The sequence below is a fragment of the Phenylobacterium sp. genome (genome assembly GCF_035475775.1).
In the GTDB taxonomy this organism is placed as follows: domain Bacteria; phylum Pseudomonadota; class Alphaproteobacteria; order Caulobacterales; family Caulobacteraceae; genus Phenylobacterium.
On sequence record NZ_DATIMC010000032.1, the window covers coordinates 1 to 23,988 of the forward strand.

Here is a 23,988-nt window from a genome sequence, read left to right on the forward strand (position 1 = left end):
CGAGGTGGTGAAGGGCACGGGCGCCGAGTTCGTCGCCGCCAAGCTGCGCGAGCGGGACGAGCGGCATGCGCGGGCCGGCGCCTCGCGCTATCTGGTCGAGCCGAACGTCAAGGAGGGCAAGGGGGGCCTGCGCGACCTCAACACCCTGTTCTGGATCGCCCAGTACCTGCATCCCGGCGAGCCGATCGAGAAGGTGATGCAGCTCGAGATGTTCACCGGCCGGGAGGTCAGGACCTTCATCCGCGCCTTCGATTTCCTGTGGGCGGTGCGCAGTCACCTGCACTTCGCCACCGGCCGGCCGGAGGAGCGGCTGACCTTCGACCTGCAGCCGGAGATCGCCCGGCGCATGGGCTACGGCGACCGCGGCGACGCGCCCGCCGTGGAGCGGTTCATGCGGCGCTACTTCCTGTTCGCCAAGGAGGTGGGGGCGCTCACCCGGGTGTTCGCGGCCAAGCTCGAGGCGGAGCGGGTCAAGACCGAGCCCAGAGGGCTGTCGCGTCTGCTGCCCGGCCGAAAGATCAAGCGCAAGCCGCTCGACGTGCCGGGCTTCCATGAAATCGGCGGACGCCTGGACGTGGACGGGATCGAGGTGTTCGAGTCGGACCCGGTCAACCTGCTGCGGCTGTTCAAGATCGCCGACGAGCGCAACCTGGACCTGCACCCCGACGCCTTCACCGCCGCGACGCGCGCGGCGCCGGCGATCACCTCGGCGGTGCGCCGGGACAGGGAGGCGGCGAAGGTCTTCCTCGACACGCTTGCGCGAGGACGCGACCCGCAGCGGACGCTGACGCTGATGACCGACGCCGGCGTGCTCGGGCGCTTCATCCCGGAGTTCGGACGCATCGTCGCCCAGATGCAGTTCAACATGTATCATTCCTACACGGTGGACGAGCACACGCTGCGCGCCGTGGGCATCATCGCGGAGGTAGCGGCCGGGCGGTTCGTGGAGGACCATCCCCTGTCGACGGCGGTGATGCCGCTGATCGCCGACCGCGAGGCCCTCTTCCTGGCCATGCTGCTGCACGACACCGGCAAGGGCGGGGCCGGCGGCCAGGAGAAGGCCGGCGCACGGGCGGCGCGGCAGGCCTGCGAGCGGCTGGGCCTGGAACGCTCGAAGATCGAGCTCGTCGCCTGGCTGGTGGAGCACCATCTGGTGATGAGCGACGTCGCCCAGAAGCGCGACGTCTCGGATCCGCGCACGGTCGCCGAGTTCGCCCGCGTCGTGGAGACGCCCGAGCGGCTGCGGCTGCTGCTGGTGCTGACCGTGGCCGACATCCGGGCCGTCGGTCCCGGGGTCTGGAACGGTTGGAAGGGCCAGCTGATGCGCGAGCTCTACCGGGCCACCGAGGCGGTGTTCCGCGGCGGGCGCGGCTCGGAGGCCGCCGCCGCGGCGCTGCGGCGCTATTACGAGAACGCCGCCTACGACGCCCGTGTGCGGCTCGCTAGGGCGGAACCGGCGATCGAGGCCTGGGCCGACGGCATGGAAGACGCCTATTTCACCGCCTTCACCGAGGCCGAGGTGCTGGACCATGCCGCGCTCGCGCGCCGCGCGCTGCAGTCCGCGGGCGCCGCCGCCGAGGGCCACGTCCGGCCGGACCGCAACGCCGCCGAGGTGGTGGTCGCCGCCGCCGACCGGCCGAGACTGTTCGTGGATCTCGCCGCGGCGATCACCGGCGCGGGCGCGAACGTGGTCGGCGCACGGGTGTTCACCTCGCGCGCCGGCGAGGCGCTGGACGTCTTCTATGTGCAGGACGTGACCGGCGAGCCCTATGGGGCCGACGATCCCCGCGCGATCGCCCGGCTGGTGCGCGCGCTGGAGGGCGCCGCACGCGGCGAGCCGGTCCCGCGCGAGCCGCGGCGCTCGGCCGACCTCGGCCGCAGCGCCGCGTTCGACATCACGCCCACCGTCAGCTTCGACAACGATGCGTCGGAAACCGCCACTGTGGTGGAGGCCTCGGGCCGGGACCGACGGGGTCTGCTGGCGGCGCTGGCCGGGGTGATCTCGGACGCCGGGCTGTCGATCGTCTCGGCCCACATCGACGGCTATGGCGAGCGGGCGGTGGACGCCTTCTATGTCGTGGGCCCCGGCGGGGGGAAGATCACCGACGCCCGCAAGCGCAGCCCGCTCAAGAACGCGCTGATCGCCGCCATGGCCGAGCCGGACGCGAACGGCCGGCGCGCCAATTTGCAGCGCGCGCGGGCGAGCGTGGCGCGCTAGCCTGCCGCGCGTGACCGAGACGCCGATTCCCGTGACCCAGCCCGCCATGGCCGCGCCCAAGCGCAACCGCGCCAAAACCGGGGGGTTGATCCGGTCTTCGGCGATCTACTCGGGCTTCACCCTGATCAGCCGGCTGGTCGGCTTCGCGCGCGATCTGGTGCTGACCGCGTACATGGGCGCCAGCGCGACCATCGCGGCCGACGCCTTCAACACCGCCATGGCGTTCCCGAACCTGTTCCGCCGGATCTTCGCCGAAGGCGCCTTCGCCGCCGCCTTCGTGCCGTCCTACTCGCGTAGCCTGGAGAAGGACGGCGAAGCGGTGGCCGACGTGCTGGCGGCCGATGCGATGGCCGTGCTGGCCGCCGCCACCCTCGCGATCACGGTCGCGGCCGAACTCACCATGCCTTGGCTGATGTATCTCATCGCGCCGGGCTTCGCGGCGGTCCCGGGCAAGTTCCACCTGGCCGTGGTGCTGACCCAGATCACCATGCCCTACCTGCCGTGCATGGCGATCTACGCCCATCTGTCCGGGGTGTTGAACGCGCGGAACCGCTTCATCCTCTCGGCCGCCGCGCCCATTCTCCTGAACCTGTGGACGCTGGTCACCGTACTGCCGACCCACAGCCCCTTGCAGGCCGCGCAATGGGCCTCGATCGGCGTGGTCCTGGCCGGCGTCAGCCAGGCGGGCGTGCTGTGGTGGGGCTGCAACCGCTCGGGCGCTCACGTGGGCTTCCGCTGGCCGAGGCTCACGCCGGAGATCAAGAAGCTGATCCTCCTGGCGGTGCCCGGCGCCATCGCCGCCAGCGCCACGCAGATCAACATCTTCGTCTCGGGCATCCTGGTCAGTCACGTGAACGGCGCCCGAACCTGGCTGACGGTCTGCGACCGTCTCTACCAGCTGCCGCAGGGGCTGGTGGGGGTGGCGATCGGGGTCGCGCTGCTGCCGCAGCTCTCGCGGGCCGCCGGCGCCGACGACAAGCAGGCCACCCGGGCGGCCATGGACCAGGCCATCGTCTTCGCGCTCGCGCTTTGCCTGCCGGCCGCCGCGGCGCTGACCTCGATCCCCTTCTTCCTGATCGATGCGCTCTATACGCGCGGCGAGTTCACCACCGCCGACGCGCACCAGACCGCCGCGGCGCTGCTCAACTACGGCTGGGGCGTACCGGCCTTCGTGCTGGCGCAGATCTTCAGCCGGGCCTTCTTCGCCCGGCAGGACACCAAGACGCCCATGCGCTTCGGGCTCATCGCGGTGGGCGTGAACCTCGCGCTCGGCCTGACGCTGTTCCACTTCGTGGGCGTCCCGGGCATCGCGGCGGCGACCGCGAGCGCCTGGTGGCTGAACGTCATCATGATGGCTGTGCGGCTGCACCGCTCGGGGCACTACACCCCGAGCCGCCGCGCGATCTCGAAAGTCATCCGCATCGTCGCCGCGAGCCTGGCGATGGGCGTCCTCCTGGGCCTCGCCTCGCACGAACGGCCGCTGATCCAGCACCTGCTGGAGCCGGTCTCGTTCCGCCATCCCAAGGAGCTCGCCATCGTGCTGGTCTGCGCGGTCGCCGGGACCAGCTATCCGTTGCTGCTGTTCGCCTTCGGCGGGCTGACGCTCGCGGAGGTGAAGGCCGCGTTCCGGCGCGCCCGCGGGGACCGCACGCGTCCGGCGACGCCCGAACTCTGAACCGCTCCGTCAGCCCGGACGGCCGAAGGCCGAGCCGGGACCAGGGTCGCGCGCAACTGGGTCCCGGCTCTCCGCTACGTTTCGGCCGGGATGACGAGGGAAAGAAACTAGGCTATCTCCCGCCTATGGCTTCGACGAACACCTGGCGATGGCGGGCCTGAGCCGCTGACCCTGCGCCCGGGCCTTGCGCCCGCCCGTCCGTTCGTCCGAAAAGCCTGACCCCATGACCGACCAAGCCCCGGCGCCCTTCAAGGGTCCCCAGCGCGTGCTCTCCGGCGTGCAGCCCACCGGAGACCTGCACCTCGGCAACTATCTCGGCGCGCTGGTGAAGTTCGCCCGCCTGCAGCACGAGGTCCCGACCTTCATCTTCGTGGCCGACCAGCACGCGATCACCGAGTGGCAGGATCCGGCCAGGCTGAAGGGGCAGGTGCGCGAGATCACTGCCGCCTACCTGGCGACCGGCCTGGATCCGAAGCTCGCCACCATCTTCGCCCAATCGGCGGTCCCCGAGCATACCGAGCTCGCCTGGGTGTTCGACTGCGTGGCCCGCATCGGCTGGCTGGACCGCATGACCCAGTTCAAGGACAAGGCCGGCAAGCACAAGGAGCGGGCGAGCGTCGGGCTCTACGCCTATCCGGTGCTGCAGGCGGCCGACATCCTGCTCTACAAGGCGACCCACGTGCCGGTGGGCGAGGACCAGCGCCAGCATCTGGAGCTGACCCGCGACATCGCGGCGAAGTTCAACCACGACTTCGAGGCGCCCGGCTTCTTCCCCCTGCCCGAGGCGCTGACCCAGGGCCCCGGGGCCAGGATCATGTCGCTGCGCGACGGCCGGGCGAAGATGTCCAAGTCGGACCCGTCGGACTACTCGCGGATCAACCTGACCGACGACGCCGAGGCGATCTCGCAGAAGGTCAGGAAGGCGCGCACCGACCCCGAACCGCTGCCGGAGCGCCTGGAGGCGCTGGAGGGCCGGCCCGAGGCGCAGAACCTGGTCGGCATCTATGCGGCGCTGGCCGGCAAGGCCGCGCAGGCGGTGCTGGACGAGTTCGCGGGCCAGGGGTTCGGCGCCTTCAAGCCGAAGCTCGCCGACCTCGCCGTCGAGGTGCTGGGCCCGATCGGGGCCGAGATGCGCCGCCTGCTCGCCGATCCCGCCGAGATCGACCGCATCCTGGCCGACGGCGCCCAGCGCGCCCGGGCGCTCGCCCAGCCGACGATGGCGGAGGTGCGCAGGATCGTCGGCTTCTGGAACTCGTAATCTCCGTCATCCCGGAAGGCCGGGAAGGCCGATCCGGGATGACGGTTGATATGAGGGATATTCGAGGCCACATCTTCCGCATGTTCATCCAGACCGAAGCCACGCCGAATCCCGAGGTGCTGAAGTTCCTGCCCGGCCGCGAGGTGATGGGCGAGGGCAGCCGCGACTTCCGCGACGCCGACGATGCGTCGGCCTCGCCGCTGGCCGCCGAGCTCTTCGCCATCCCCGGCGTCACGCGGGTGTTCTTCGGCCCGGACTTCCTGACCGTCGGCAAGACGCCCAATCGCGAGTGGGGCCACCTGAAGGCGCCGATCCTGGCGGCGATCATGGATCACTTCACCTCCGGCCAGCCGCTGTTCGCCGGCGAGGACGAGGCGGTGGGCCACGACGAGGGCGCCTACGAGGGCGAGACCGCCCAGATCGTGGCCGAGATCAAGGACCTGCTGGACACCCGCATCCGCCCGGCGGTGGCCCAGGACGGCGGCGACATCCTGTTCAGCCGCTTCGACGCCGAGACCGGGGTCGTCTGGCTCAACATGCGCGGCGCCTGCTCCGGCTGCCCCTCCTCGACCGCGACGCTACGCGCCGGGGTGGAGAACATGCTCAAGCACTACGTGCCGGAAGTGACGCGGGTCGAGCAGACCTTGTAAATCTGCCGTGTGATCGTCCTCGGCCTGGACACCTGCCTCTCTACCTGCTCGGTCGCCGTCCTCGACGGCGAGCGCGTGCTCGCGCACGTCTCGGAAGTGATGGCGCGCGGCCACCAGGAGCGGCTCGCGCCCATGGCGCAGGCGGTGATGCGCGCGGCGGCGCTCCCCTTCGCGAGCCTGCAGCGGATCGGCGTGACGGTGGGCCCGGGCTCGTTCACCGGACTGCGGGTGGGCGTCGCCTTCGCCAAGGGCCTCGCCTCGGCGCTGACCATCCCGGCGGCCGGCGTCGGAACGCTGGAGGCGCTCGCCGCCGACGTCGAGGGCCTGGCGTTCGCCGTGATCGACGCCCGCCGAGAGCAGGTCTACTGCCAGGCCTTCGAGGCCGGCGAGGCGCTGACCGCGCCCGACATCCTGCCGCTTGCCGCCGCCGTCGCCCGGCTGGCCGAGATCGGCCAGGACCGCCCGCTGACGCTGGTGGGCTCGGGCGCCGGGCTGCTGGCGCAGGCTGCGCCCGGCGCCACGGTGATCGCGGCTGAGGGCGCCGATGCGCGCGCGGTGGCCCGCCTGGCCGCCCGCCGCAACCCCGGCGCGCTGATCCCGCTCTATCTCCGTGCGCCCGACGCGCGCCCGTCGTTGGCGGCCGGCCCGTGAGCCCCGAGCTGGTCATCGCCTGGGCCACGCCGGCCGAGGCGGCCGCCATGGCCGAGGCGCACGGCGGCGCGTTCGAGGAGCCGTGGCGCGAGGAGGATTTCGAGGACCTGCTGGACGGGGCCGGCATCTACGGCTTCGTCGCCAAGGCCGAGGCGCCGGTCGGCGTCATCCTGTGCCGGGTCGCGGCCGAGGAGATGGAGGTGCTGACGCTCGGCGTCGCGCCGCAGGCGCGCCGGCGCGGCGTGGCCAGGGGGCTGATGGAAACCGCGTTGGCGGCCGCCCGCCGGGCCGGGGCGAAGTCCTGCTTCCTCGAGGTGGCGGTGGACAATCCGGCCGCCGTCGCCCTCTACGCCGGCCTCGGATTCCGCCAGGCGGGGCTCAGGCGCCGCTATTACGACCGGGGCGGCGGGATCTTCGTCGACGCCCACGTGATGCGGCTCGATCTTAACGGGGCCCCGGCTTGAGCCTATCTTGCGGCGGATGGACACCCACGGAGCCCACGTGCCCGACCGGATCGAGAAGCTCTGCGTCGAACAGGGCATGCGCATGACCGAGCAGCGCCGGGTGATCGCCCGCGTGCTCTCCGAGGCCCACGACCACCCCGACGTGGAGGAGCTGCACCGGCGCGCCCACCAGGTCGACCCGCACATCTCGATCGCCACCGTCTATCGCACGGTGCGGCTGTTCGAGGAGGCCGGGATCATCGCCCGGCTCGACTTCCGCGACGGCCGCTCGCGCTACGAGGAGCAGCCGGAGGTCCACCACGATCACCTGATCGACATGAAGAGCGGCAAGGTCGTCGAATTCGTCGACGACGAGATCGAGGCGCTGCAGGAGGCGATCGCCCGCAAGCTCGGTTATCGGCTGATCGACCATCGCCTCGAGCTCTATGGCGTGCCGATCGAGGAATAGCCCGCCCTCCTCTCGAGCTTGATCCTGACTCCCCCGCCCCGTCCGCTTCGCGGACATCCTCCCCTGAAGAGGAGGGATTGCGTGGCCGGACCCCCAACCCCATAACCGCGCCATGTCCGCCGCCGCGCCCGCGAAGCGCCTCTACATCAAGACCTACGGCTGTCAGATGAACGTCTACGACAGCGAGCGCATGGCCGATGTGCTGGCGCCGCTGGGCTACGCGCTCACCGAGCGTCCGGACGACGCGGACCTGGTGGTGCTCAACACCTGCCACATCCGCGAGAAGGCGACCGAGAAGGTCTATTCGGAGCTGGGCCAGCTGAAGCGGCTGAAAGCGGCGCGCGGGGCTGACGGGGGCGCGATGACCATCGCCGTGGCGGGCTGCGTCGCCCAGGCCGAGGGCGAGGAGATCATGCGCCGGCAGCCAGCCGTCGACCTGGTGGTCGGCCCGCAGGCCTATCACCGCCTGCCCGAGCTGATCGCGCGATCGCACCGGGCGCGCGGCGAGCGGCTGGCGGCCGACTTCGCGCCGCAAGCCAAGTTCGATGCGCTGAGTTCGGAGCGGCGGCCGAGCGGCGTCACGGCGTTCCTGACGGTGCAGGAGGGCTGCGACAAGTTCTGCACCTTCTGCGTGGTGCCCTATACCCGCGGCGCCGAGTGGTCGCGGCCCGCCGAGGCGATCGAGGCCGAGGCCTGCGCGCTGGCCGACCAGGGCGTGCGCGAGGTCACCCTGCTGGGCCAGAACGTCAACGCCTACGCCGGCGAGGGCGGACTTGCGGCGCTGATCCGCCGCCTGGCGCGGATCGAGGGCCTGGAGCGCATCCGCTACACGACGAGCCACCCGCGCGACATGGACGAGGCGCTGATCGTCGCCCATGCCGAGGTCCCGCAGCTCATGCCCTACCTGCACCTGCCGGTGCAGGCCGGCTCAGACCGCGTCCTGAAGGCCATGAACCGGGCCCACACCGCCGAGAGCTACCTGGCGCTCATCGGGAAGATCCGCGCGGCGCGGCCGGACATCGCGATCAGCGGCGACTTCATCGTGGGCTTCCCGGGCGAGCGGGAGGCGGACTTCGAGGCGACGCTCGATATGGTGCGGGAGGTGGGCTATGCGCAGGCCTTCTCGTTCAAGTATTCGCGCCGGCCAGGCACGCCCGCCGCCGCCCTGCCGGGCCAGGTTGCGGAAGATGTGAAGGAGGCCAGGCTGCATCGGCTGCAGGCATTGCTGGACGAGCAGCAGCGCGCGTTCAACGCCGCGCAGACCGGCCGCACCCTGCCGGTGCTGTTCGAGAAGCCCGGCCGGCGCCCAGGCCAGCTGGTCGGCCGCAGCCCCTACCTGCAGGCGGTGCACGCCGCGGCGCCGGAGCGCCTGATCGGAGAGATCGTTCCGGTGCGCATCGAAGGCGCCGCCGGGCATAGCCTGGCCGGCGTGCTCGAAGCCGGGCCGGAGAGCGCCTGAAGGACATGAATTGAGCCGCGCGCCCGAGTTCATCCCCCTCTCCGACGCCGCCGTGCGGGCCGTCGCCGGCGCCAATTCCCGCCACGCGGCCCTCATCGAGGACGCCTTCGGCGTGCTCCTGGAGACGCCGGGCGGGGGAGTCTCGCTATCGGGCGACAGCAAGTCCCGCGGGCAGGCCAAGAAGGCGGTCCACGCCATCGCCGAGCGCGCCGACCAGGGTCTCGAGATCGCCGAGGCCGATGTGCGCGTGGCGATCGGCGCGGCCAGGTCCGGCGCCTCCGCCCCCGGCGGGCTTCCGGTCGGCCGCCGCGGACAGGTCGCGCCGAAGACCGCCGCCCAGGCCAACTACCTGCAGGCGCTTTCCAAGTGCGAGTTGGTGTTCGGGCTGGGGCCGGCCGGCACCGGCAAGACGTTCCTGGCCGTCGCGCACGGCGCGGGTCTTCTGCTGCGCGGCGAGGTGGACCGGCTGATCGTCTCGCGTCCGGCTGTCGAGGCCGGCGAAAGGCTGGGCTTCCTGCCCGGCGACCTGACCGAGAAGGTCGATCCGTACATGGCGCCGGTCTGGGAGGCGCTCACCGACATCCTGGGCGCCGAGCAGCTCCGCCGCCGCCGCGAGAAGGGCGAGATCGAGGTCGCGCCCATCGCCTTCCTGCGCGGCCGCACGCTCAGCCACGCCTTCATCATCGTCGACGAGGCGCAGAACGCCACCCGGCTGCAGATGAAGATGGTGCTGACCCGGCTGGGCGAGGGCGCGCGCATGGTGGTCACCGGCGATCCCACCCAGATCGACCTGGTCAATCCGAACGACAGCGGCCTGGCCCATGCCGTCGGCCTGCTGGATGATGTCAAGGGCATCGGCATCGTGCGGTTCTCGGCCGAGGACGTGGTCCGCCACCCGCTGGTGGAACGCATCGTGCGCGCCTACGACGCCGACGCCGCCAAGCGCGGGCGCAGCTTTTGATCGACGTCGAGATCGAGGACGCGGCCTGGACCGACGCCCAGCCCGACGCGGAGCTGCTGGCGAGAGCCGCGGCCGCGGCGGTCCTGGCGCACGAGCTCAGGAGCGATGCGATCGTCACCGTCCTGCTCACCGACGACGCCGTGGTGCGCGACCTCAACGCACGGTTCCGCAAGCGCGATGCGGCCACCAACGTGCTCTCCTTTCCCGCGGCGGCGAACCCCCAGGGCCTGCTCGGCGACGTGGCGCTGGCCTACGGCGTCTGCGCGCGCGAAGCGGCCGAGCAGGGCAAGCCGCTGGCGCACCACCTGCAGCATCTGGTGGCGCACGGGGTGCTGCACCTTCTAGGATACGATCACCTGAGCGACCCTGAAGCCGAGGAGATGGAGGCCCTGGAACGCGAGGTGCTGGCCGGGCTCGGCGTGCCAGATCCCTATGCGGCCGGCGAGGATGACCATGACGGACCCTGATCCCGCCAGCCGATCCGATCCGCCCCGACGACGAAGCTGGTTCGGCTTCTTCAGCCGCCGGCGCAGCGAGCCCGAGCCGGTTTCGGCGATGGCCGAAGAAGCCGCGGCGGTCGCCGACGAGCTGGTGATCCAGGCCCGCGCCTTCGAGGACGTGCGGGTCGAGGACGTCATGAAGCCGCGCGCCGACATCGTGGCGATCGAGAGGGCCTGCAGCTTCTCAGAGCTGGTGGCGCGCTTCGTCGAGGCCGAGCACTCCCGCATGCCGGTCTATCAGGAGACGCTCGACGAGCCCGTGGGCGTGGTTCACGTCAAGGACGTCTTCAAGCTCCTGGCCCAGAAGACCCGCCGGCCGCGACCGGACGACCGGGTGCTGCAGGGCCGGCGCGGGCTGGTGCGCGAGGCGCTTTACGTGCCGGGCTCCATGCCGGCCGCCGACCTGCTGGCGCGGATGCGCGCCAAGCACATCCACATGGCGCTGGTCATCGACGAGTTCGGCGGCACCGACGGCCTGGTCACCCTGGAGGACCTACTGGAGATGCTGGTCGGCGACATCTCCGACGAGCACGACCTGGCCGAGGACGAGGTCGCCGCGCCGGTCGCCGAAGCGGAAGGGGTCTGGGTGGTCGACGGCCGCGCGCCGCTGGAGGAGCTGGAGGCCGCGCTGGGCGGCGTCGACCTCGCCCCCGCCGACGTCGACGAGGAGATCGACACGGTGGCGGGGCTGGTGAACACGCTGGCCGGGCGCGTGCCGCAACGCCGCGAGACGATCGCCCATCCCGGCGGCTTCCTGATCGAGGTGCTGGCGGCCGATCCCAGGCGCGTGAAGCGGGTCCGCATCCGCCGCGCCAAGCCGCCGTCGACGACGGTCTGAACCGCGCATGGCGAGAGGCGCCTCACTCTGGATCGCGCGGCTCTCGGCGCTCGCCGCCGGCCTGGCCGCCGCGCTCGCCCATCCGCCGTTCGGCGTGCTGCCGGGCCTGCTGGGCTACGCCCTGCTGCTGCGGCTGCTGGACCAGGCCGGCCCGCGGCCGCTGCGCTCGGCCTTCTTCCGCGCCTGGCTGGCGGGGGTGGGCTACTTCGGCCTGGGCTGCTGGTGGATCGTCGAGCCGTTCTTCGTCGACGCCAAGGACCAGGCCTGGATGGCGCCGATCGCCCTGCCCCTGACGGCCGGCGGGTTCGCCCTCTTCTGGGGCCTGGCGGGCCTGCTCTACCGGGTCGCAACGCCGAGAGGCCCGGCGCGCCTGATCGTCTTCGCCGGCGCGTTCGCCCTGTTCGAATGGCTCCGGGGCCATGTGCTCACCGGCTTTCCCTGGGACCTGCCGGGCGAGACCTGGCGCGCCGGCTCCGCGCCGTCGCAGACCGCCTCGCTTGTGGGCGCCTACGGGCTCACCTGGATCACCCTTGTCCTGGCCGCAGCGCCCGCCCTGCTGTTCGATCCCGCCGGGCGCCGCGAACGAACCTTACGCGGCGTGACGATGCTGGCCTTGCTGGCCGCGCTCTACGGCTTCGGGGCCGCACGCCTGGCGCGGGTCCCGCCGGTTTCCGAGGCCGCGCCGCTGATCCGGGTGGTGCAGGCCGACATCGACCAGAAGAACAAGTGGCGCCCCGAGAACCTGCCCACGATATTCGCGACCTACGCCGATCTCTCACGCCGGCCCGGCGCTGCGCACCCCGACGTGGTGATCTGGCCCGAGGGCGCGCTGCCCGCGATCATCGACGAGCTGCTGGCGCCCGGCAGCCCCTACGCGCCACGGCTGCGGGATCTCGTCGATCCGGGCCAGACCCTGATCATGGGCGCCAACCGCGCCCAGCCGAAGCCGGATGGCGGCGTCGCCTATTTCAACAGCCTGATCGCGTTCCGCCGCGAGCCGCAGGGCCTGAAGGTGACCGCGGTCTACGACAAGTACCGCCTGGTGCCGTTCGGCGAGTACATGCCGCTGGGCGCGCTCGCGACCAAGGTCGGCTTCCGCAGCCTGGTGCACATGCCCGACGACTTCTCCGGCGGACCGCCGCCCAGGCCGGTCGCGCCCACGGGCGTTCCACCGTTCCAGCCGCTGATCTGCTACGAGGCGCTGTTTCCGGGCTTCACCCGCGAGGGGGCGGCGCGCGCCCACCTGCGGCCCGCCTGGATCCTGAACATCTCCAACGACGCCTGGTTTGGCCAGACCTCCGGGCCGCTGCAGCACCTGAACCTGGCGAGCTACCGGGCGATCGAGGAAGGCCTGCCCATGGTGCGGGCCACGCCCACCGGAGTCTCGGCGGTGATCGACGCCTTCGGCCGCACCGAGCCTGGCAAGCGCCTGGGCCTGGGCGACTTCGGCGTGATCGATGCGCGTCTCCCGCCGGCGCTCAGCCCCACGCTCTACGAGCGGCTGGGCGACATGGTCTTCTGGGCGCTGATCGCGCTGTCCGGCCTGACCGCAGCGGCGATGCGAGCCGCCAATTCGCGGCGCCGCCGTCTTGGCGGCACATAAGGATGTCTTTATAGCTCCCGACCGGCCGCCGGCGTCCGCCGCATGCGGCCCAGCCTCCCGGAGCCTGACTTGAGCCGTTCCAGCTACATCTTCACCTCCGAAAGCGTCTCCGAAGGTCACCCCGACAAGGTCGCCGACCGGATCTCCGACACCGTGGTCGACGCCTTCCTGTCCGCCGAGCCGGAGGCGCGCGTCGCCTGCGAGACCCTGGTGACCACCAACCGCATCGTGCTGGCCGGAGAGGTGCGCGCAGCGCGTCCGGGCGCCTCGAAGGGCGAGAACAAGGCGCTGACCAAGGACATCCTCCGCGGCCTCGAGCCCAAGGTCCGCCAGGCGATCAAGGACATCGGCTACGAGCAGAAGGGCTTCCACTGGGCGAAGGCCAAGTACGCCTGCTACCTGCACGCCCAATCCGCCCATATCGCCCAGGGCGTCGACGCCTCCGAGACGAAGGAGGAGGGCGCGGGCGACCAGGGCATCATGTTCGGCTACGCCGTCGACGAGACGCCGGAGCTCATGCCGGCCACCCTGCAGTACGCCCACGACATCCTGAAGCGGCTGTCGGAGGCGCGGCACTCCGGCGAGTGCCGGGTGCTCGAGCCCGATGCGAAGAGCCAGGTCACCTTGCGCTACGAGGACGGGCGTCCGGTGGAGGTGCTGAAGATCGTGGTCTCCACCCAGCACAAGAAGCGCCTCGGCCTGAGGCCCACCACGCCCAGGCGCCTGCAGGCCGAGATCCGGCCCTTCGTCGAAGGCGTCTTCCCCGACGGCCTGATCACCAAGAACACCGAGTGGCTGGTCAATCCCACCGGCCGCTTCGAGATCGGCGGCCCCGTTGGGGACGCCGGCCTCACCGGGCGCAAGATCATCGTCGACACCTATGGCGGCGCGGCCCCGCACGGCGGCGGCGCCTTCTCCGGCAAGGACCCGACCAAGGTCGACCGTTCGGCGGCCTACGCCTGCCGCTACCTGGCCAAGAACGTGATCGCCGCGGGGCTCGCGCGGAAGTGCACCATCCAGATCTCCTATGCGATCGGCGTGGCCCAGCCGCTCAGCTTCTATGTCGACCTGCACGGGGCCGGCGAGGTCGACCCCGCCAAGCTGGAGCTCGCGCTTCCGGAGATGATCGGCGGGGCGACGCCGCGGGCCATCCGCGAGCACCTGGGGCTGAACCGGCCGATCTACGCCCGCACCGCGGCCTACGGCCACTTCGGCCGCCAGCCCGACAACGAGGGCGGCTTCTCCTGGGAGCGCACCGACCTGGTCGACCAGCTACGCGGGCTGGCGTAGGCGCGCGAGCTTCATCCCGGACCCAAGGCGACCGCATTGCAGACCCGCTGGGTCCCGGCTCTCCGCTTCGCTGCGGCCGGGATAACGGCTATTGGACTCGCGATGGCAGACGCCCGCCCGCCGCTCCGCACCTACGGCCGCATCAAGGCGCGGCCGATCAAGCGAAGGCAGGCGGCGCTGCTCGACACCCTGCTGCCGAAGATCCGCGTTCCCAGCGAGCCGTTCGTTCCGGCCGAGCTGATGGCGGCCGCCCGCGAGGCCTGGCTGGAGATCGGCTTCGGCGGCGGCGAGCACCTGGCGGCCCAGGCCGCGCATCATCCGGACGTGCTGCTGATCGGCGCCGAGCCGTTCCGGAACGGGGTGGCGAGCGCGCTCCGGCACGTGCACGAGCAGGCGCTCGGGAACGTGCGCCTGCACGACGGCGACGCCCGCGAGCTGCTGGGCCGGTTGCCGGACGCGAGCCTGGCGCGGGTGTTCATCCTGTTTCCCGACCCCTGGCCCAAGACCCGGCACCACAAGCGCCGGCTGATCCAGGCCGACACGGTGGCCGAGCTGGTGCGCGTGCTCGCGCCGGGCGGGCGGCTGCGGTTCGCCAGCGACTGGGCGGACTACGTCGATCGGGCGCTGGAGCGATTCCTCGCCTGCGCCGCCCTGCTTTGGACGGCCGCGCGCGCGGACGACTGGCGCCGGCCGCCGGCCGATCACGTCACCACCCGTTACGAGCAGAAGCGCCTGGGCGACTGCGCCCCGGTGTTCCTGGACTTCATCCGCGCCTAGCTCTGCGCCGCCCGCTCGATCGCGGCGCGGATCAGGTCGGCCGCCTCCTCGGGGTCGGCCCAGCGCAGGATATCGACGCTCTTGCCCTTCTCCAGGTCCTTGTAGTGCTGGAAGAAGTGGGCGATCTGCTCGGTGACGATGCGGGGCAGCGCCCGCCAGCTGTCCACGCCCTCGTAGAAGGGGTGCAGCTTGTCGACGGGCACGGCCAGGACCTTCTCGTCGCCGCCCGCCTCGTCGCGCATCAGCAGCGCCCCGATCGGACGCGCGCGGATGATCGCGCCCGGCACGACCGGCGTCGGGCCGACCACCAGGATGTCCATCGGATCGCCGTCGTCGGCGAGGGTGTGCGGGATGAAGCCGTAGTTGCCCGGATAGAACATCGCCGTGTGCAGGAAGCGGTCGACGAAGATCGCTCCGCTTTCCTTGTCGAGCTCGTACTTCACCGGCTCGCCGCCCTGCGGGATCTCGATCACGGCGTTGAGGTCCCAGGGAGGATCGGCGCCGACGGGGATCTTGGAGAGGTCCATGGGCCGCGCATGTGGGATCGGAGCCGCGCCAAGTAAAGCTGAGCTTGACGCGCGGGGAGCGTGATCGGAGAGTTCCGGGCACACTGAAGGGGCGCCCCATGCGGTGGGTTGCGATCGCCGGCGTGCTGGGCGCCCTCCTGCCGACGCTGGCCTGGGCCCAGGTCAAGGTCGTGCTCGGCGATGGGGTCTCGGTGATCTTCCCGGGCGCGCCGGCCAAGCTGCACATGACCTCCGAACCCCCGCCCGGGCCGCCGGCGACCGCCGGAATGGGCTTCCTCAAGGCCATCGGATCCACCGACATGTGGATGCTGCGGAGCGGCGGCGCGACGTTCCTGGCCACGGTGATGACGCCACGCGAGGCGCCCGCCGCGGCGGCGGCCAGGTGCGGCGGCCCGCCTCTGCCCGTGCCGCCCGGGAGCCTCAGTCCGTGCGACTCCGTGGGCCAGGCTATGACCTCGCCGCCCGAGTCTCGTCACGTGACCGAAGCGGGCGCGCTGTTTGCGAGCCGCAGCGTGCAGCTCAACGGGCGCGTCTACAGCGTCATCTTCATCCGCCCGGGCGAAAGCCAGCTCGCGAAACTGGATCCCCGGCATGAGACGCCGCCGGCGTCGGCGGGCGAGGCGTTCCTCAACTCCTTCAAGGTCGCGCCGGCGCCCGCGAATTAGCGCCGCATGCATTCGGGGCTGACAACCGCCTCTCGCCGCTCTATATTCCTCTCCAACATCGCTGATAGCGCTGGATGGCGCTTTCAAGCGGCGGGCTCCGGCCCGACCGCTTTTTTCTTTGCCGGAGGCCGGCTTTGCGCGGGAAGACCGCCGAGGACGCAAGACTGCTGGAACTGCTCGACCCCGTGGCCGAGGCGGCGGGCTACGCGATCGTCCGCCTGCGGCTGATGGGCGGCTCGGAGACCCGACGGCTGCAGGTGATGGCCGAGCGTCCCGACGGCGAGATGGACATCTCCGATTGCGCCAGGCTGTCGCGCGCCCTCTCCGACGTGCTGGACGCGGCGGACCCGATCAGCGGCGAGTACACGCTGGAGGTTTCCTCCCCCGGGGTCGATCGCCCGCTCACCCGGCTCAAGGACTTCGAGGCCTACGAAGGCTTCGAGGCCCGCCTGGAGCTCGACCGGCTGGCCGAGGGCCGCAAGCGCTTCAAGGGCGCGCTCGCCGGCGTCGAGGGCGAGGCCGTCGCCATCGACCTGGAGGGCGAGACGGAGACCACGCTGATCCCCTTCGCCTGGATCGCCGAGGCCAAGCTGGTCCTCAGCGACGAGCTGATGAAGCGCGGGGCCGAAACCCGTGCGCGACGCCTTCATCAAGACCAAGACACCGCATCCGAGTAAGGAACAGACCCCATGAGCCTGACCGGCATTTCCGCCAACCGGCTTGAGCTTCTGCAGATCGCCGAAGCCGTCGCCCGCGAGAAGGCGATCGAGAAGGAGATCGTCATCGAGGCGATCGAGGAGGCGATCCAGAAGGGCGCCCGCGCCCGCTACGGCGCCGAGCACGACATCCGCGTGCACATCGATCCGAAAACCGGCGAGACCACCATCAAGCGGGTGGTCACGGTGGTGCCCGACGACGCGGTGTTCGGCGGCGGCCTCGACGAGGAGGGCAACGAGCTGCCGTTCGAGGAGCCGGCGGGGATCATCCGTCTGGCGGACGCCAAGCGCACCGACAAGACCGCCGAGATCGGCAAGACCTATGAGGAGGTCCTGCCGCCCTTCGAGTTCGGCCGGGTGCAGACCCAGATGGCCCGCCAGGTGGTCATGGGGAAGGTCCGCGACGCCGAGCGGGAGCGGCAGTACGAGGAGTTCAAGGACCGCGTGGGCGAGATCGTCAACGGCGTGGTCAAGCGGGTGGAGTACGGCAACGTGATCGTCGACCTCGGCCGCGGCGAAGGCATCATGCGGCGCGACCAGTCGATCCCGCGCGAGAACTTCAACATCGGCGACCGGATCCGCTGCTACATCTACGACGTCCGGCGCGAGACCAAGGGCCCGCAGATCCTGCTGTCGCGCGCGCACGGCGGCTTCATGGCCAAGCTGTTCGCCCAGGAGGTGCCGGAGGTCTACGACGCGGTCATCGAGATCCGCGCCGTGGCCCGCGATCCGGGCAGCCGCGCGAAGATGGCGGTGGTCTCCAACGAAAGCTCCATCGACCCGGTGGGCGCCTGCGTCGGCATGCGCGGCTCGCGCGTTCAGGCGGTGGTGGCCGAGCTGCAGGGCGAGAAGATCGACATCATCCAGTGGAGCCCGGACGATCCGACCTTCATCGTCAACGCCCTGGCCCCCGCGGAAGTCTCCAAGGTGGTCATCGACGAGGAGGACAACCGCGTCGAGGTGGTGGTGCCCGACGAGCAGCTGTCGCTGGCCATCGGCCGCCGCGGCCAGAACGTGCGTCTCGCCTCGCAGCTCACCGGATGGCAGATCGACATCATCACCGAGAGCCAGGAAAGCGAGCGCCGGCAACGCGAATTCGCCGAGCGCACCGCCCTGTTCCAGGAGGCGCTGGACGTCGACGAGGTGATCGCCCAGCTGCTGGTCACCGAAGGGTTCGCGACCGTCGAGGACGTCGCCTACGTGGAGCCGCACGAGATCGCCGCCATCGAGGGATTCGACGAGGACACCGCCGAGGAGATCCAGGCCCGCGCCCGCGACTACCTGGAGAAGGAGGCCGCCGAATACGACGCCAAGCGTCGCGAGCTGGGCGTCGAGGACGGCATCCTCGAGATCGAGGGCATGACCCTGCCGATGGCGGTGGCCCTGGGCGAGGGCGGCGTCAAGACCGTCGAGGACCTGGCCGGCCTGGTGCCCGACGACCTGCGCGGCTGGTACGAGGCCAAAAACGGCGAGCGGGTGCGCGAGCCCGGCATCCTGGAGGCCTTCAGCCTCGATCCGCAGGACGCGGAGCTGCTGATCATGCGCGCCCGTGTGGCCATGGGCTGGATCGAGCCGGAGCCCGAGCCCGAAAGCGAGGAGCCGATCGAGGACGGCGAAGCCTATGCGGAAGCCGAAATGGCCGGCGAGGCGCGCGACGCCTGAAGCTGGTGTCATCCCGGTTTCAGCCGCCGGGCTGAAGACCGGGACCCACTAGCATCGACGCTGGCCGGGCCACCTCCAATTGCCGAGCTTCACTTTCGTCTTCGCGCGCACAAGGGTCCCGTTCTTTCGCTGCGCGACAACCGGGATGACAGGGAAAATTCGGCCTTGATGGACGATCCCAGCACCCACGCATCCGCCGACCGCCAACGGCGCGACATCGTCTCGGGCCAGGTGCGCGACGAGGCGACGCTCATCCGCTTCGTCGCCGGCCCGGATGGAGACGTCGCGCCCGACCTGGCCCGCAAGCTGCCGGGGCGCGGCCTCTGGGTCGCCGCCGACCGCGGAGCGCTCGCCACGGCCGTGGCGAAGAATCTCTTCGCCCGCGCCGCCAAGGCGCCGCTGCGGCCTGCGGCGGATCTGCCCGATCTGGTCGAAAGCCTGCTGAAACGCCGGCTTTTGGCGGGCCTGGGGCTTGCGCGCAAGGCGGGCGACACCACCTCAGGCTTCGAGAAGGTCGCCCAGGCCCTCTCTTCCGGAAAGGTCGCATGGCTGGTCGAGGCGTCCGACGGCGCCGCGGACGGCCGTCGCAAGCTGGCGGCGATCGCCCGGAAACAGCCCCGGGTCCCGGGCCTGATCGGCGTGTTCGACGCGGCCGAATTGGGTTTGGCCTTGGGGCTGGAGAATGTGATACACACCGCCTTCCTTGCGGGGCGAGCCGCCGATCGTTGGGCGCAGGACGTCTTCCGGTTGTCGGGCTTTTGCCCGCTCCTTCCTGAGAGTTGGCGCGAGGAGCCTTGATGGGGCGAACCGGGATTTCGGTCCCGGGCGCCGGCATTGGAATTTCGATCTGTTTGGCCGGGATGACCGGTCGGCGAGTAAAGCGAGCGCATGAGCGACGACAACAACAATGGCCGCGGTCCCGCCCCGGGCGGACGCCCGCCCCTGACCCTGAAGCCCCGCGGGGCCGGCTCGGTCAGCGCCGGGACGGTGAGGCAGAGCTTCAGCCACGGCCGTTCGAAGACGGTGGTCGTGGAGACCAAGCGCCCGCGGACCCACGTGCAGCCGGCAGGCAACCTCGCCGCCCCCTCCGCGGCCGAGCGCCAGCGCACCGAAACCCGACCGGTCCCGCCGAGCGGCCCGCGCGGTCAGCAGGGGGCCTCCGACGGCCTCTCGGCCGAAGAGCGCGCCGCCCGGCAGCGCGCCGCCGAGACCTTCGCGCGCCAGCAGCAGGAACGTCAGGACGCCGAGCGCCGCGCCCGCGAAGAACGCGCGCACGCCGAGGCGGAGGCGCGCGCCCGCGCCGCCCAGGCCGCCGCGCCGGCCCCCGCCGCCGAAGCTCCGGCGGAGCCGGCGGCTCCGCCGCCCACCCCCGCAGCCGCCGCGCCGCCGCCCGCTCCGGCGCCGGCGCCAGCGCCGCCCGTCGCCGCGCGTCCGGCCGCCGAGGCCGCGCGCCCTCCGATGGCCGGCCAGACCCGCACCTATCAGCCGTCCGCCGAGCGGCGTGACGACCGGGCCTCGACCACCACCTATCGCCCGGACCGGACCTCCGCTCGCTTCGAGGGCGCGAGCTTCAACCAGCGCGCACCCCGCCGTGACGAGGCCGCCGGCCGGCCGGCCCGCGACGACCGCGCCCCGCGCGGCGACGAGCGTGGCGGTCCGCGTCCTGAAGGCACCGTGCGCTATTCGGCGCTGGCGCCGCGCCCCGCCGGTCCACGCGACGGCGCCCGCCCGGGCGGGCCGCGATCGCCGCGGCTCGGGCCGGCCGCGCCCCCCGCTGCGCCCGAGATCCAGCGCGCCACCCGTCAGGCGCCGCGGCCCGGCTCGGCCAATCTCGACCGCCGCCCGGACGAGGGCGAGGACGAGCGTCGCGGCAAGGCTGCGCCCTCCAAGGCCATTTCCCGCGTCCGCGGCGCGCCGCAACGGCGCGAGGGTCGGCTGACCATCCAGGCGGTGGCCGGCGGCGACGAAGAGAGCGTCGAACGGATGCGCAGCCTCGCCTCGGTGCGCCGCGCCCGCGAGCGCGAGCGCGAGAAGCGCAAGGGCGGCGGCCAGGAGCAGGTGCGCGCCGCCCGCGAGGTGGTCATCCCCGACGTGATCACCGTGGGCGAGCTGGCCAACCGCATGGCGACCCGCGGAGCCGAGGTCATCAAGTTCCTGATGCGTCAGGGCGTGATGCTGAAGATCAACGACGTCATCGACAACGACACCGCCGAGCTGGTGGCGACCGAGTTCGGCCACACCGTGCGTCGCGTCTCGGAAGCCGACGTGGAAGAGGGCTTCATCGGAGCCGAGGATGTGGACGAGTCCATGGAGCCCCGGGCGCCGGTCGTGACCGTCATGGGCCACGTCGACCACGGCAAGACCTCGCTGCTCGACGCCCTGCGCTCCACCGACGTGGTCTCGGGCGAGCACGGCGGCATCACCCAGCATATCGGCGCCTATCAGGTCCGCCTGGAAAACGGCCAGCGCGTCACCTTCCTCGACACGCCCGGCCATGCCGCCTTCTCGGCCATGCGCATGCGCGGCGCCAACGCCACCGACATCGTCGTGCTGGTGGTGGCGGCCGACGACGGGGTGATGCCGCAGACGGTGGAGGCCATCCAGCACGCGCGCGCCGCCGGCGCCCCGATCATCGTGGCGATCAACAAGATCGACAAGCCGGACGCCGACCCGACGCGGGTGATCAACGAGCTGCTGCAGCATGAGATCGTGGTCGAGAGCCTGGGCGGCGACACCCAGGCGATCGAAGTCTCGGCGACCGAGAAGCTCGGCCTGGAGGACGTCGTCGAGGCCATTGTTCTGCAGGCCGAGGTGCTGGAGCTGAGGGCCAATCCGAACCGCAGCGCCGACGGCGTGGTCATCGAATCGCAGCTCGATCGCGGCCGGGGCGCCGTCTCGACCGTGCTGGTCAAGCGCGGAACCTTGAAGCGCGGCGACATCGTCGTGGCGGGCGCCAACTTCGGCCGCGTCCGCGCCCTGCTCAACGAGCGCAACGAGCAGCTCTCCGAGGCCGGGCCCTCGACGCCTGTGGAGGTCCTCGGCCTCGACGGCACGCCAGATCCCGGCGAACCCTTCGCCGTGGTCGAGAACGAGGCCCGCGCCCGCGAGATCACCGAATACCGGCAGCGCATGAAGCGCGAGAAGTCGGGCGCGCCGGCGCTCGGCGCCTCGCTTGCGGACATGATGGCCAAGCTCGCCGACAAGAAGGTTTCCGAGCTGCCGGTGCTCATCAAGGCCGACGTGCAGGGCTCGTCGGAAGCCATCGTGGGCTCGCTCGACAAGCTCGCCACCGACGAGGTCCGCGCCCGGATCATCCTGTCGGGCGCCGGCGCGATCAACGAGAGCGACGTGCTGCTGGCCAAGGGCGCCAACGCGCCGATCCTCGGCTTCAACGTGCGCGCCTCGAAACAGGCCCGCGAGCTGGCCGAGCGCGAGGGCGTGGAGATCCGCTACTATGCGGTGATCTACGACCTGATCGACGACATCAAGGGCGTGCTCTCGGGTATGCTGGCGCCGATCCAGCGCGAGACCTTCCTCGGCAACGCCGAGGTGCTGCAGGTCTTCGACATCACCAAGATCGGCAAGGTGGCCGGCTGCCGCGTGACCGAAGGCGTGGTCCGCAAGGGCGCGCGCGTCCGCATCGTCCGCCAGGACGTGGTGGTGCTCGAGCTCGGCGTGCTGCAGACCCTCAAGCGCTTCAAGGACGAGGTCAACGAGGTCCAGTCCGGCCAGGAGTGCGGCATGGCCTTCCAGGGCTTCCAGGACATCAAGGAAGGCGACGTCATCGAGTGCTTCACGCTCGAGGAAGTGAAGCGGACCCTCTGATCGGCGGCGTCAGGGCCGCTCGACGCGGAACACGGCGCTGGGCTTGTCGAACCCCAGGTCCTGCAGGCCGAGCGGCCGCATGCCGATCTTCGTGAGCACCTGCTGCGAGGCGGCGTTCTCCGGCTCAGTGAAGCCGATCAGGTGATCGTAGCCGGTGTTCGCAAAGACCCACGCTGCGATGCCGGCCGCGGCCTCCGTCGCCTGCCCCTGGCCCCAATAGGCTCGCTTGAACGCATAGCCGATCTCGGCTTCCGCCCCGCAGCCTTCTCCCTCGCGCAGCCACGGCTCGACCCCCGCGCGCGCGACGAAGGTCCCGTCCTTCAGGTGGACGCGCCACTTGCAGAAGCCGAACCGCGCCTGCGACCTGAGCTGACGATCGAGCGTCGCCGCGAACACGTCGGACGACCAGCACCCGCCGAGGAACCGCTGCACCTCCGGATCGGAGTGGAGTTCGATCATCAGCGGCAGGTCCTCCGCGGTCCATGTCGTGAAGACCATCCGCTCGGTTTCCAGGATCGGGTCCGCCATGATCGCTCCGCGAGGCCGTGATCCGGCCCCGTTTCGTTGCTATCCGAAAGCCTGATGATGCGCCGACTCCTCATGCTCGGGCTAGCCGCGTGCCTTTCCGCCTGCGCGTCCATGCAGCGGCTGGATGCGGCGGGCGACGTCCACGCGCTGTTGCTCGCCATCCGCGACAACGACCAGCAGGCGTTCGAGGCCCACGTCGACCGGCCGGCGCTGAAGCAGGCGATCGAGGCCAAGATCGAGCAGCGGGCCGCCAAGCGCTACGGCGACATCGCGAGCCTGCTGGCCCCTGGGCTCGCGCAGTTCGCCGGCGATACGCTGGTCCAGCCGGGCGTGTTCACGCTGGTGGCCCGGCAATACGGCTATTCCGACCAGACCCGGATCCCCGGCCCGATCGCCATCGCCGGCTCGCTGAAGCCGCTGCCGGACGGGCGGGTCTGCGCAGTGAAGAAGAAGGCCGGGCCCTGCGTGGTGGTGTTCACCAAGGAGCAGGGCGTGTGGAAGCTCACCGGCTTCGAAGGCCAGATTTCCGACCTGCGCCTGAAGCTGTGACGCTCTAAGCTGCCGCCCGGACGGGAGGCGCCGATGAGCTACCATGCCGCGCTGGCGGGCTACGAGAAATTCCAGTTCGACGACGGCCGCTGGACGCGGGACGTCTACCGGCGCGGGTCCGGCCCGGCGGTGATCGTCGTCCACGAGATGCCCGGGCTGCATCCGCTGGTCATCCGCTTCGCCGACCGGGTGGCGGAGGCCGGGATGACGGTGTTCTGCCCGCTGCTGTTCGGCGTGCCGGGCCGGCCGGCGACCCATCCGGGGGGCGTGCTCACCATGCTCTCCGGCATGTGCGTGCGCCGCGAGTTCAACGCCTGGGCGGGCGGCAGATCCTCGCCGATCGTGGACTGGCTTCGCGCGCTGGCGCGCAAGGCGCACGCCGAATGCGGCGGCAAGGGCGTGGGCGCGGTCGGCATGTGCTTCACCGGCGGCTTCGCCCTGGCGATGATGACCGACCCCTCGGTGGTGGCGCCGGTGCTGTCGCAGCCTTCGCTGCCCATGCCGCGCAAGCAGCCGAAGCCGTCCGCGGAGATCGGCCTGTCGCCGTCGGAGATCGCCTGCGTAAAGGGGCGCATGGAGGCCGAGGACCTGTCGGTGATCGGCCTGCGCTTCAAGAGCGATGCGTTGGTGCCCGACGCGCGGTTCGAAACCTACCGCCGCGAGTTCGGCGACCGGTTCGAGGCGGTCGAACTGGAGGACGAGGACGCCCAGCCGGCGTTCATCC

23 protein-coding genes are annotated in these 23,988 nt (G+C 71.2%); 21 read left to right on the top strand and 2 right to left on the bottom strand.

All coding sequences use genetic code 11. The features are described from left to right. From glnD to trmB, 14 genes are all read left to right on the top strand, one after another. Positions 1-2,218, top strand: a 2,218-nt coding sequence (gene glnD / locus VLI41_RS03975; protein WP_325266759.1) for a [protein-PII] uridylyltransferase, incomplete at its 5' end; no start/stop codon positions are given. Positions 2,219-2,228: 10 nt separating this feature from the next. Beyond that, positions 2,229-3,893: a murein biosynthesis integral membrane protein MurJ gene (murJ, locus tag VLI41_RS03980; RefSeq protein ID WP_325266760.1), complete on the top strand. Its 1,665-nt coding sequence runs from the start codon at positions 2,229-2,231 to the stop codon at positions 3,891-3,893. 223 nt (positions 3,894-4,116) lie between these two features. Continuing rightward, positions 4,117-5,151 (top strand): tryptophan--tRNA ligase, encoded by a 1,035-nt coding sequence (gene trpS / locus VLI41_RS03985; protein ID WP_325266761.1) that lies wholly within the window; start codon positions 4,117-4,119, stop codon positions 5,149-5,151. Positions 5,152-5,231: 80 nt separating this feature from the next. Beyond that, positions 5,232-5,801 carry a NifU family protein gene (locus VLI41_RS03990; RefSeq protein ID WP_325266778.1) on the top strand — a complete coding sequence of 190 codons (570 nt, stop codon included), beginning with the start codon at positions 5,232-5,234 and terminating at the stop codon, positions 5,799-5,801. A gap of 12 nt (positions 5,802-5,813) precedes the next feature. Continuing rightward, positions 5,814-6,452, top strand: a complete 639-nt coding sequence (gene tsaB, locus VLI41_RS03995) for a tRNA (adenosine(37)-N6)-threonylcarbamoyltransferase complex dimerization subunit type 1 TsaB (protein WP_325266779.1) — start codon at positions 5,814-5,816, stop codon at positions 6,450-6,452. Beyond that, a complete protein-coding gene (locus tag VLI41_RS04000; protein WP_325266762.1) occupies positions 6,449-6,916 on the top strand; it encodes a GNAT family N-acetyltransferase in 468 nt (155 codons plus the stop codon). The genes tsaB and VLI41_RS04000 overlap by 4 nt, the downstream gene beginning before the upstream one ends. Before the next feature lie 16 nt (positions 6,917-6,932). Beyond that, on the top strand, positions 6,933-7,364 hold the full coding sequence (locus tag VLI41_RS04005) for a Fur family transcriptional regulator (RefSeq protein WP_325266763.1): 432 nt from the start codon (positions 6,933-6,935) through the stop codon (positions 7,362-7,364). Positions 7,365-7,476: 112 nt separating this feature from the next. After that, positions 7,477-8,823 (top strand): tRNA (N6-isopentenyl adenosine(37)-C2)-methylthiotransferase MiaB, encoded by a 1,347-nt coding sequence (gene miaB, locus VLI41_RS04010; RefSeq protein ID WP_325266764.1) that lies wholly within the window; start codon positions 7,477-7,479, stop codon positions 8,821-8,823. Between the two features lie 10 nt (positions 8,824-8,833). Continuing rightward, positions 8,834-9,784: a PhoH family protein gene (locus tag VLI41_RS04015; protein ID WP_325266765.1), complete on the top strand. Its 951-nt coding sequence runs from the start codon at positions 8,834-8,836 to the stop codon at positions 9,782-9,784. Beyond that, positions 9,781-10,251, top strand: coding sequence for an rRNA maturation RNase YbeY (ybeY, locus tag VLI41_RS04020; protein ID WP_325266766.1), 471 nt, complete (start codon positions 9,781-9,783; stop codon positions 10,249-10,251). The genes VLI41_RS04015 and ybeY overlap by 4 nt, the downstream gene beginning before the upstream one ends. Next, positions 10,238-11,122, top strand: coding sequence for a hemolysin family protein (locus VLI41_RS04025; protein ID WP_414692522.1), 885 nt, complete (start codon positions 10,238-10,240; stop codon positions 11,120-11,122). Before ybeY ends, VLI41_RS04025 begins: the two co-directional genes overlap by 14 nt. A gap of 7 nt (positions 11,123-11,129) precedes the next feature. Beyond that, a complete protein-coding gene (gene lnt / locus VLI41_RS04030) occupies positions 11,130-12,725 on the top strand; it encodes an apolipoprotein N-acyltransferase (protein WP_325266767.1) in 1,596 nt (531 codons plus the stop codon). A 69-nt stretch (positions 12,726-12,794) separates the two neighbouring features. Beyond that, positions 12,795-14,015 carry a methionine adenosyltransferase gene (gene metK / locus VLI41_RS04035; protein WP_325266768.1) on the top strand — a complete coding sequence of 407 codons (1,221 nt, stop codon included), beginning with the start codon at positions 12,795-12,797 and terminating at the stop codon, positions 14,013-14,015. A gap of 102 nt (positions 14,016-14,117) precedes the next feature. Continuing rightward, positions 14,118-14,792, top strand: coding sequence for a tRNA (guanosine(46)-N7)-methyltransferase TrmB (gene trmB, locus VLI41_RS04040; RefSeq protein WP_325266769.1), 675 nt, complete (start codon positions 14,118-14,120; stop codon positions 14,790-14,792). On the opposite strand, the gene ppa is transcribed toward trmB, so the two are convergent. Beyond that, entirely contained in the window at positions 14,789-15,319 is a 531-nt protein-coding gene (ppa, locus tag VLI41_RS04045) for an inorganic diphosphatase (protein ID WP_325266770.1), read from the bottom strand. The two genes, trmB and ppa, sit on opposite strands and share 4 nt — an antisense overlap. A 98-nt stretch (positions 15,320-15,417) precedes the next feature. Between ppa and VLI41_RS04050 the strand changes: the two genes are divergently transcribed. The 5 genes from VLI41_RS04050 to infB all read left to right on the top strand — a co-directional run bounded on the left by VLI41_RS04050 (position 15,418) and on the right by infB (position 22,187). Further along, positions 15,418-15,984, top strand: a complete 567-nt coding sequence (locus tag VLI41_RS04050) for a hypothetical protein (protein ID WP_325266771.1) — start codon at positions 15,418-15,420, stop codon at positions 15,982-15,984. 134 nt (positions 15,985-16,118) lie between these two features. After that, positions 16,119-16,661 (top strand): ribosome maturation factor RimP, encoded by a 543-nt coding sequence (gene rimP, locus VLI41_RS04055; protein WP_325266772.1) that lies wholly within the window; start codon positions 16,119-16,121, stop codon positions 16,659-16,661. 12 nt (positions 16,662-16,673) lie between these two features. Beyond that, positions 16,674-18,362, top strand: coding sequence for a transcription termination factor NusA (gene nusA / locus VLI41_RS04060; RefSeq protein WP_325266773.1), 1,689 nt, complete (start codon positions 16,674-16,676; stop codon positions 18,360-18,362). A gap of 168 nt (positions 18,363-18,530) precedes the next feature. Continuing rightward, entirely contained in the window at positions 18,531-19,160 is a 630-nt protein-coding gene (locus tag VLI41_RS04065) for an RNA-binding protein (protein ID WP_325266781.1), read from the top strand. Between the two features lie 90 nt (positions 19,161-19,250). After that, positions 19,251-22,187, top strand: a complete 2,937-nt coding sequence (gene infB / locus VLI41_RS04070) for a translation initiation factor IF-2 (RefSeq protein ID WP_325266774.1) — start codon at positions 19,251-19,253, stop codon at positions 22,185-22,187. A gap of 9 nt (positions 22,188-22,196) precedes the next feature. Here the strand turns inward: infB and VLI41_RS04075 are convergent, their stop codons facing one another. Next, positions 22,197-22,715 (bottom strand): GNAT family N-acetyltransferase, encoded by a 519-nt coding sequence (locus tag VLI41_RS04075; protein WP_325266775.1) that lies wholly within the window; start codon positions 22,713-22,715, stop codon positions 22,197-22,199. Between the two features lie 57 nt (positions 22,716-22,772). On the opposite strand from VLI41_RS04075, the gene VLI41_RS04080 reads away from it, so the two are divergent. Continuing rightward, positions 22,773-23,264 carry a DUF2939 domain-containing protein gene (locus VLI41_RS04080; protein WP_325266776.1) on the top strand — a complete coding sequence of 164 codons (492 nt, stop codon included), beginning with the start codon at positions 22,773-22,775 and terminating at the stop codon, positions 23,262-23,264. A gap of 33 nt (positions 23,265-23,297) precedes the next feature. Then, a partial coding sequence (locus VLI41_RS04085) for a dienelactone hydrolase family protein (protein ID WP_325266777.1) occupies positions 23,298-23,988 on the top strand: 691 nt, incomplete at its 3' end.

Coding starts and splice junctions, on each gene's coding strand:
- trmB (WP_325266769.1), top strand. CDS start 14,118: ATGGCAGACGCCCGCCCGCCGCTCCGCACCTACGGCCGCATCAAGGCG.
- VLI41_RS04065 (WP_325266781.1), top strand. CDS start 18,531: ATGGACGATCCCAGCACCCACGCATCCGCCGACCGCCAACGGCGCGAC.
- VLI41_RS04080 (WP_325266776.1), top strand. CDS start 22,773: ATGCGCCGACTCCTCATGCTCGGGCTAGCCGCGTGCCTTTCCGCCTGC.
- trpS (WP_325266761.1), top strand. CDS start 4,117: ATGACCGACCAAGCCCCGGCGCCCTTCAAGGGTCCCCAGCGCGTGCTC.
- miaB (WP_325266764.1), top strand. CDS start 7,477: ATGTCCGCCGCCGCGCCCGCGAAGCGCCTCTACATCAAGACCTACGGC.
- VLI41_RS03990 (WP_325266778.1), top strand. CDS start 5,232: ATGTTCATCCAGACCGAAGCCACGCCGAATCCCGAGGTGCTGAAGTTC.
- ppa (WP_325266770.1), bottom strand. CDS start 15,319: ATGGACCTCTCCAAGATCCCCGTCGGCGCCGATCCTCCCTGGGACCTC.
- VLI41_RS04005 (WP_325266763.1), top strand. CDS start 6,933: ATGGACACCCACGGAGCCCACGTGCCCGACCGGATCGAGAAGCTCTGC.
- infB (WP_325266774.1), top strand. CDS start 19,251: ATGAGCGACGACAACAACAATGGCCGCGGTCCCGCCCCGGGCGGACGC.
- VLI41_RS04050 (WP_325266771.1), top strand. CDS start 15,418: ATGCGGTGGGTTGCGATCGCCGGCGTGCTGGGCGCCCTCCTGCCGACG.
- lnt (WP_325266767.1), top strand. CDS start 11,130: ATGGCGAGAGGCGCCTCACTCTGGATCGCGCGGCTCTCGGCGCTCGCC.
- nusA (WP_325266773.1), top strand. CDS start 16,674: ATGAGCCTGACCGGCATTTCCGCCAACCGGCTTGAGCTTCTGCAGATC.
- VLI41_RS04075 (WP_325266775.1), bottom strand. CDS start 22,715: ATGGCGGACCCGATCCTGGAAACCGAGCGGATGGTCTTCACGACATGG.
- VLI41_RS04025 (WP_414692522.1), top strand. CDS start 10,238: ATGACGGACCCTGATCCCGCCAGCCGATCCGATCCGCCCCGACGACGA.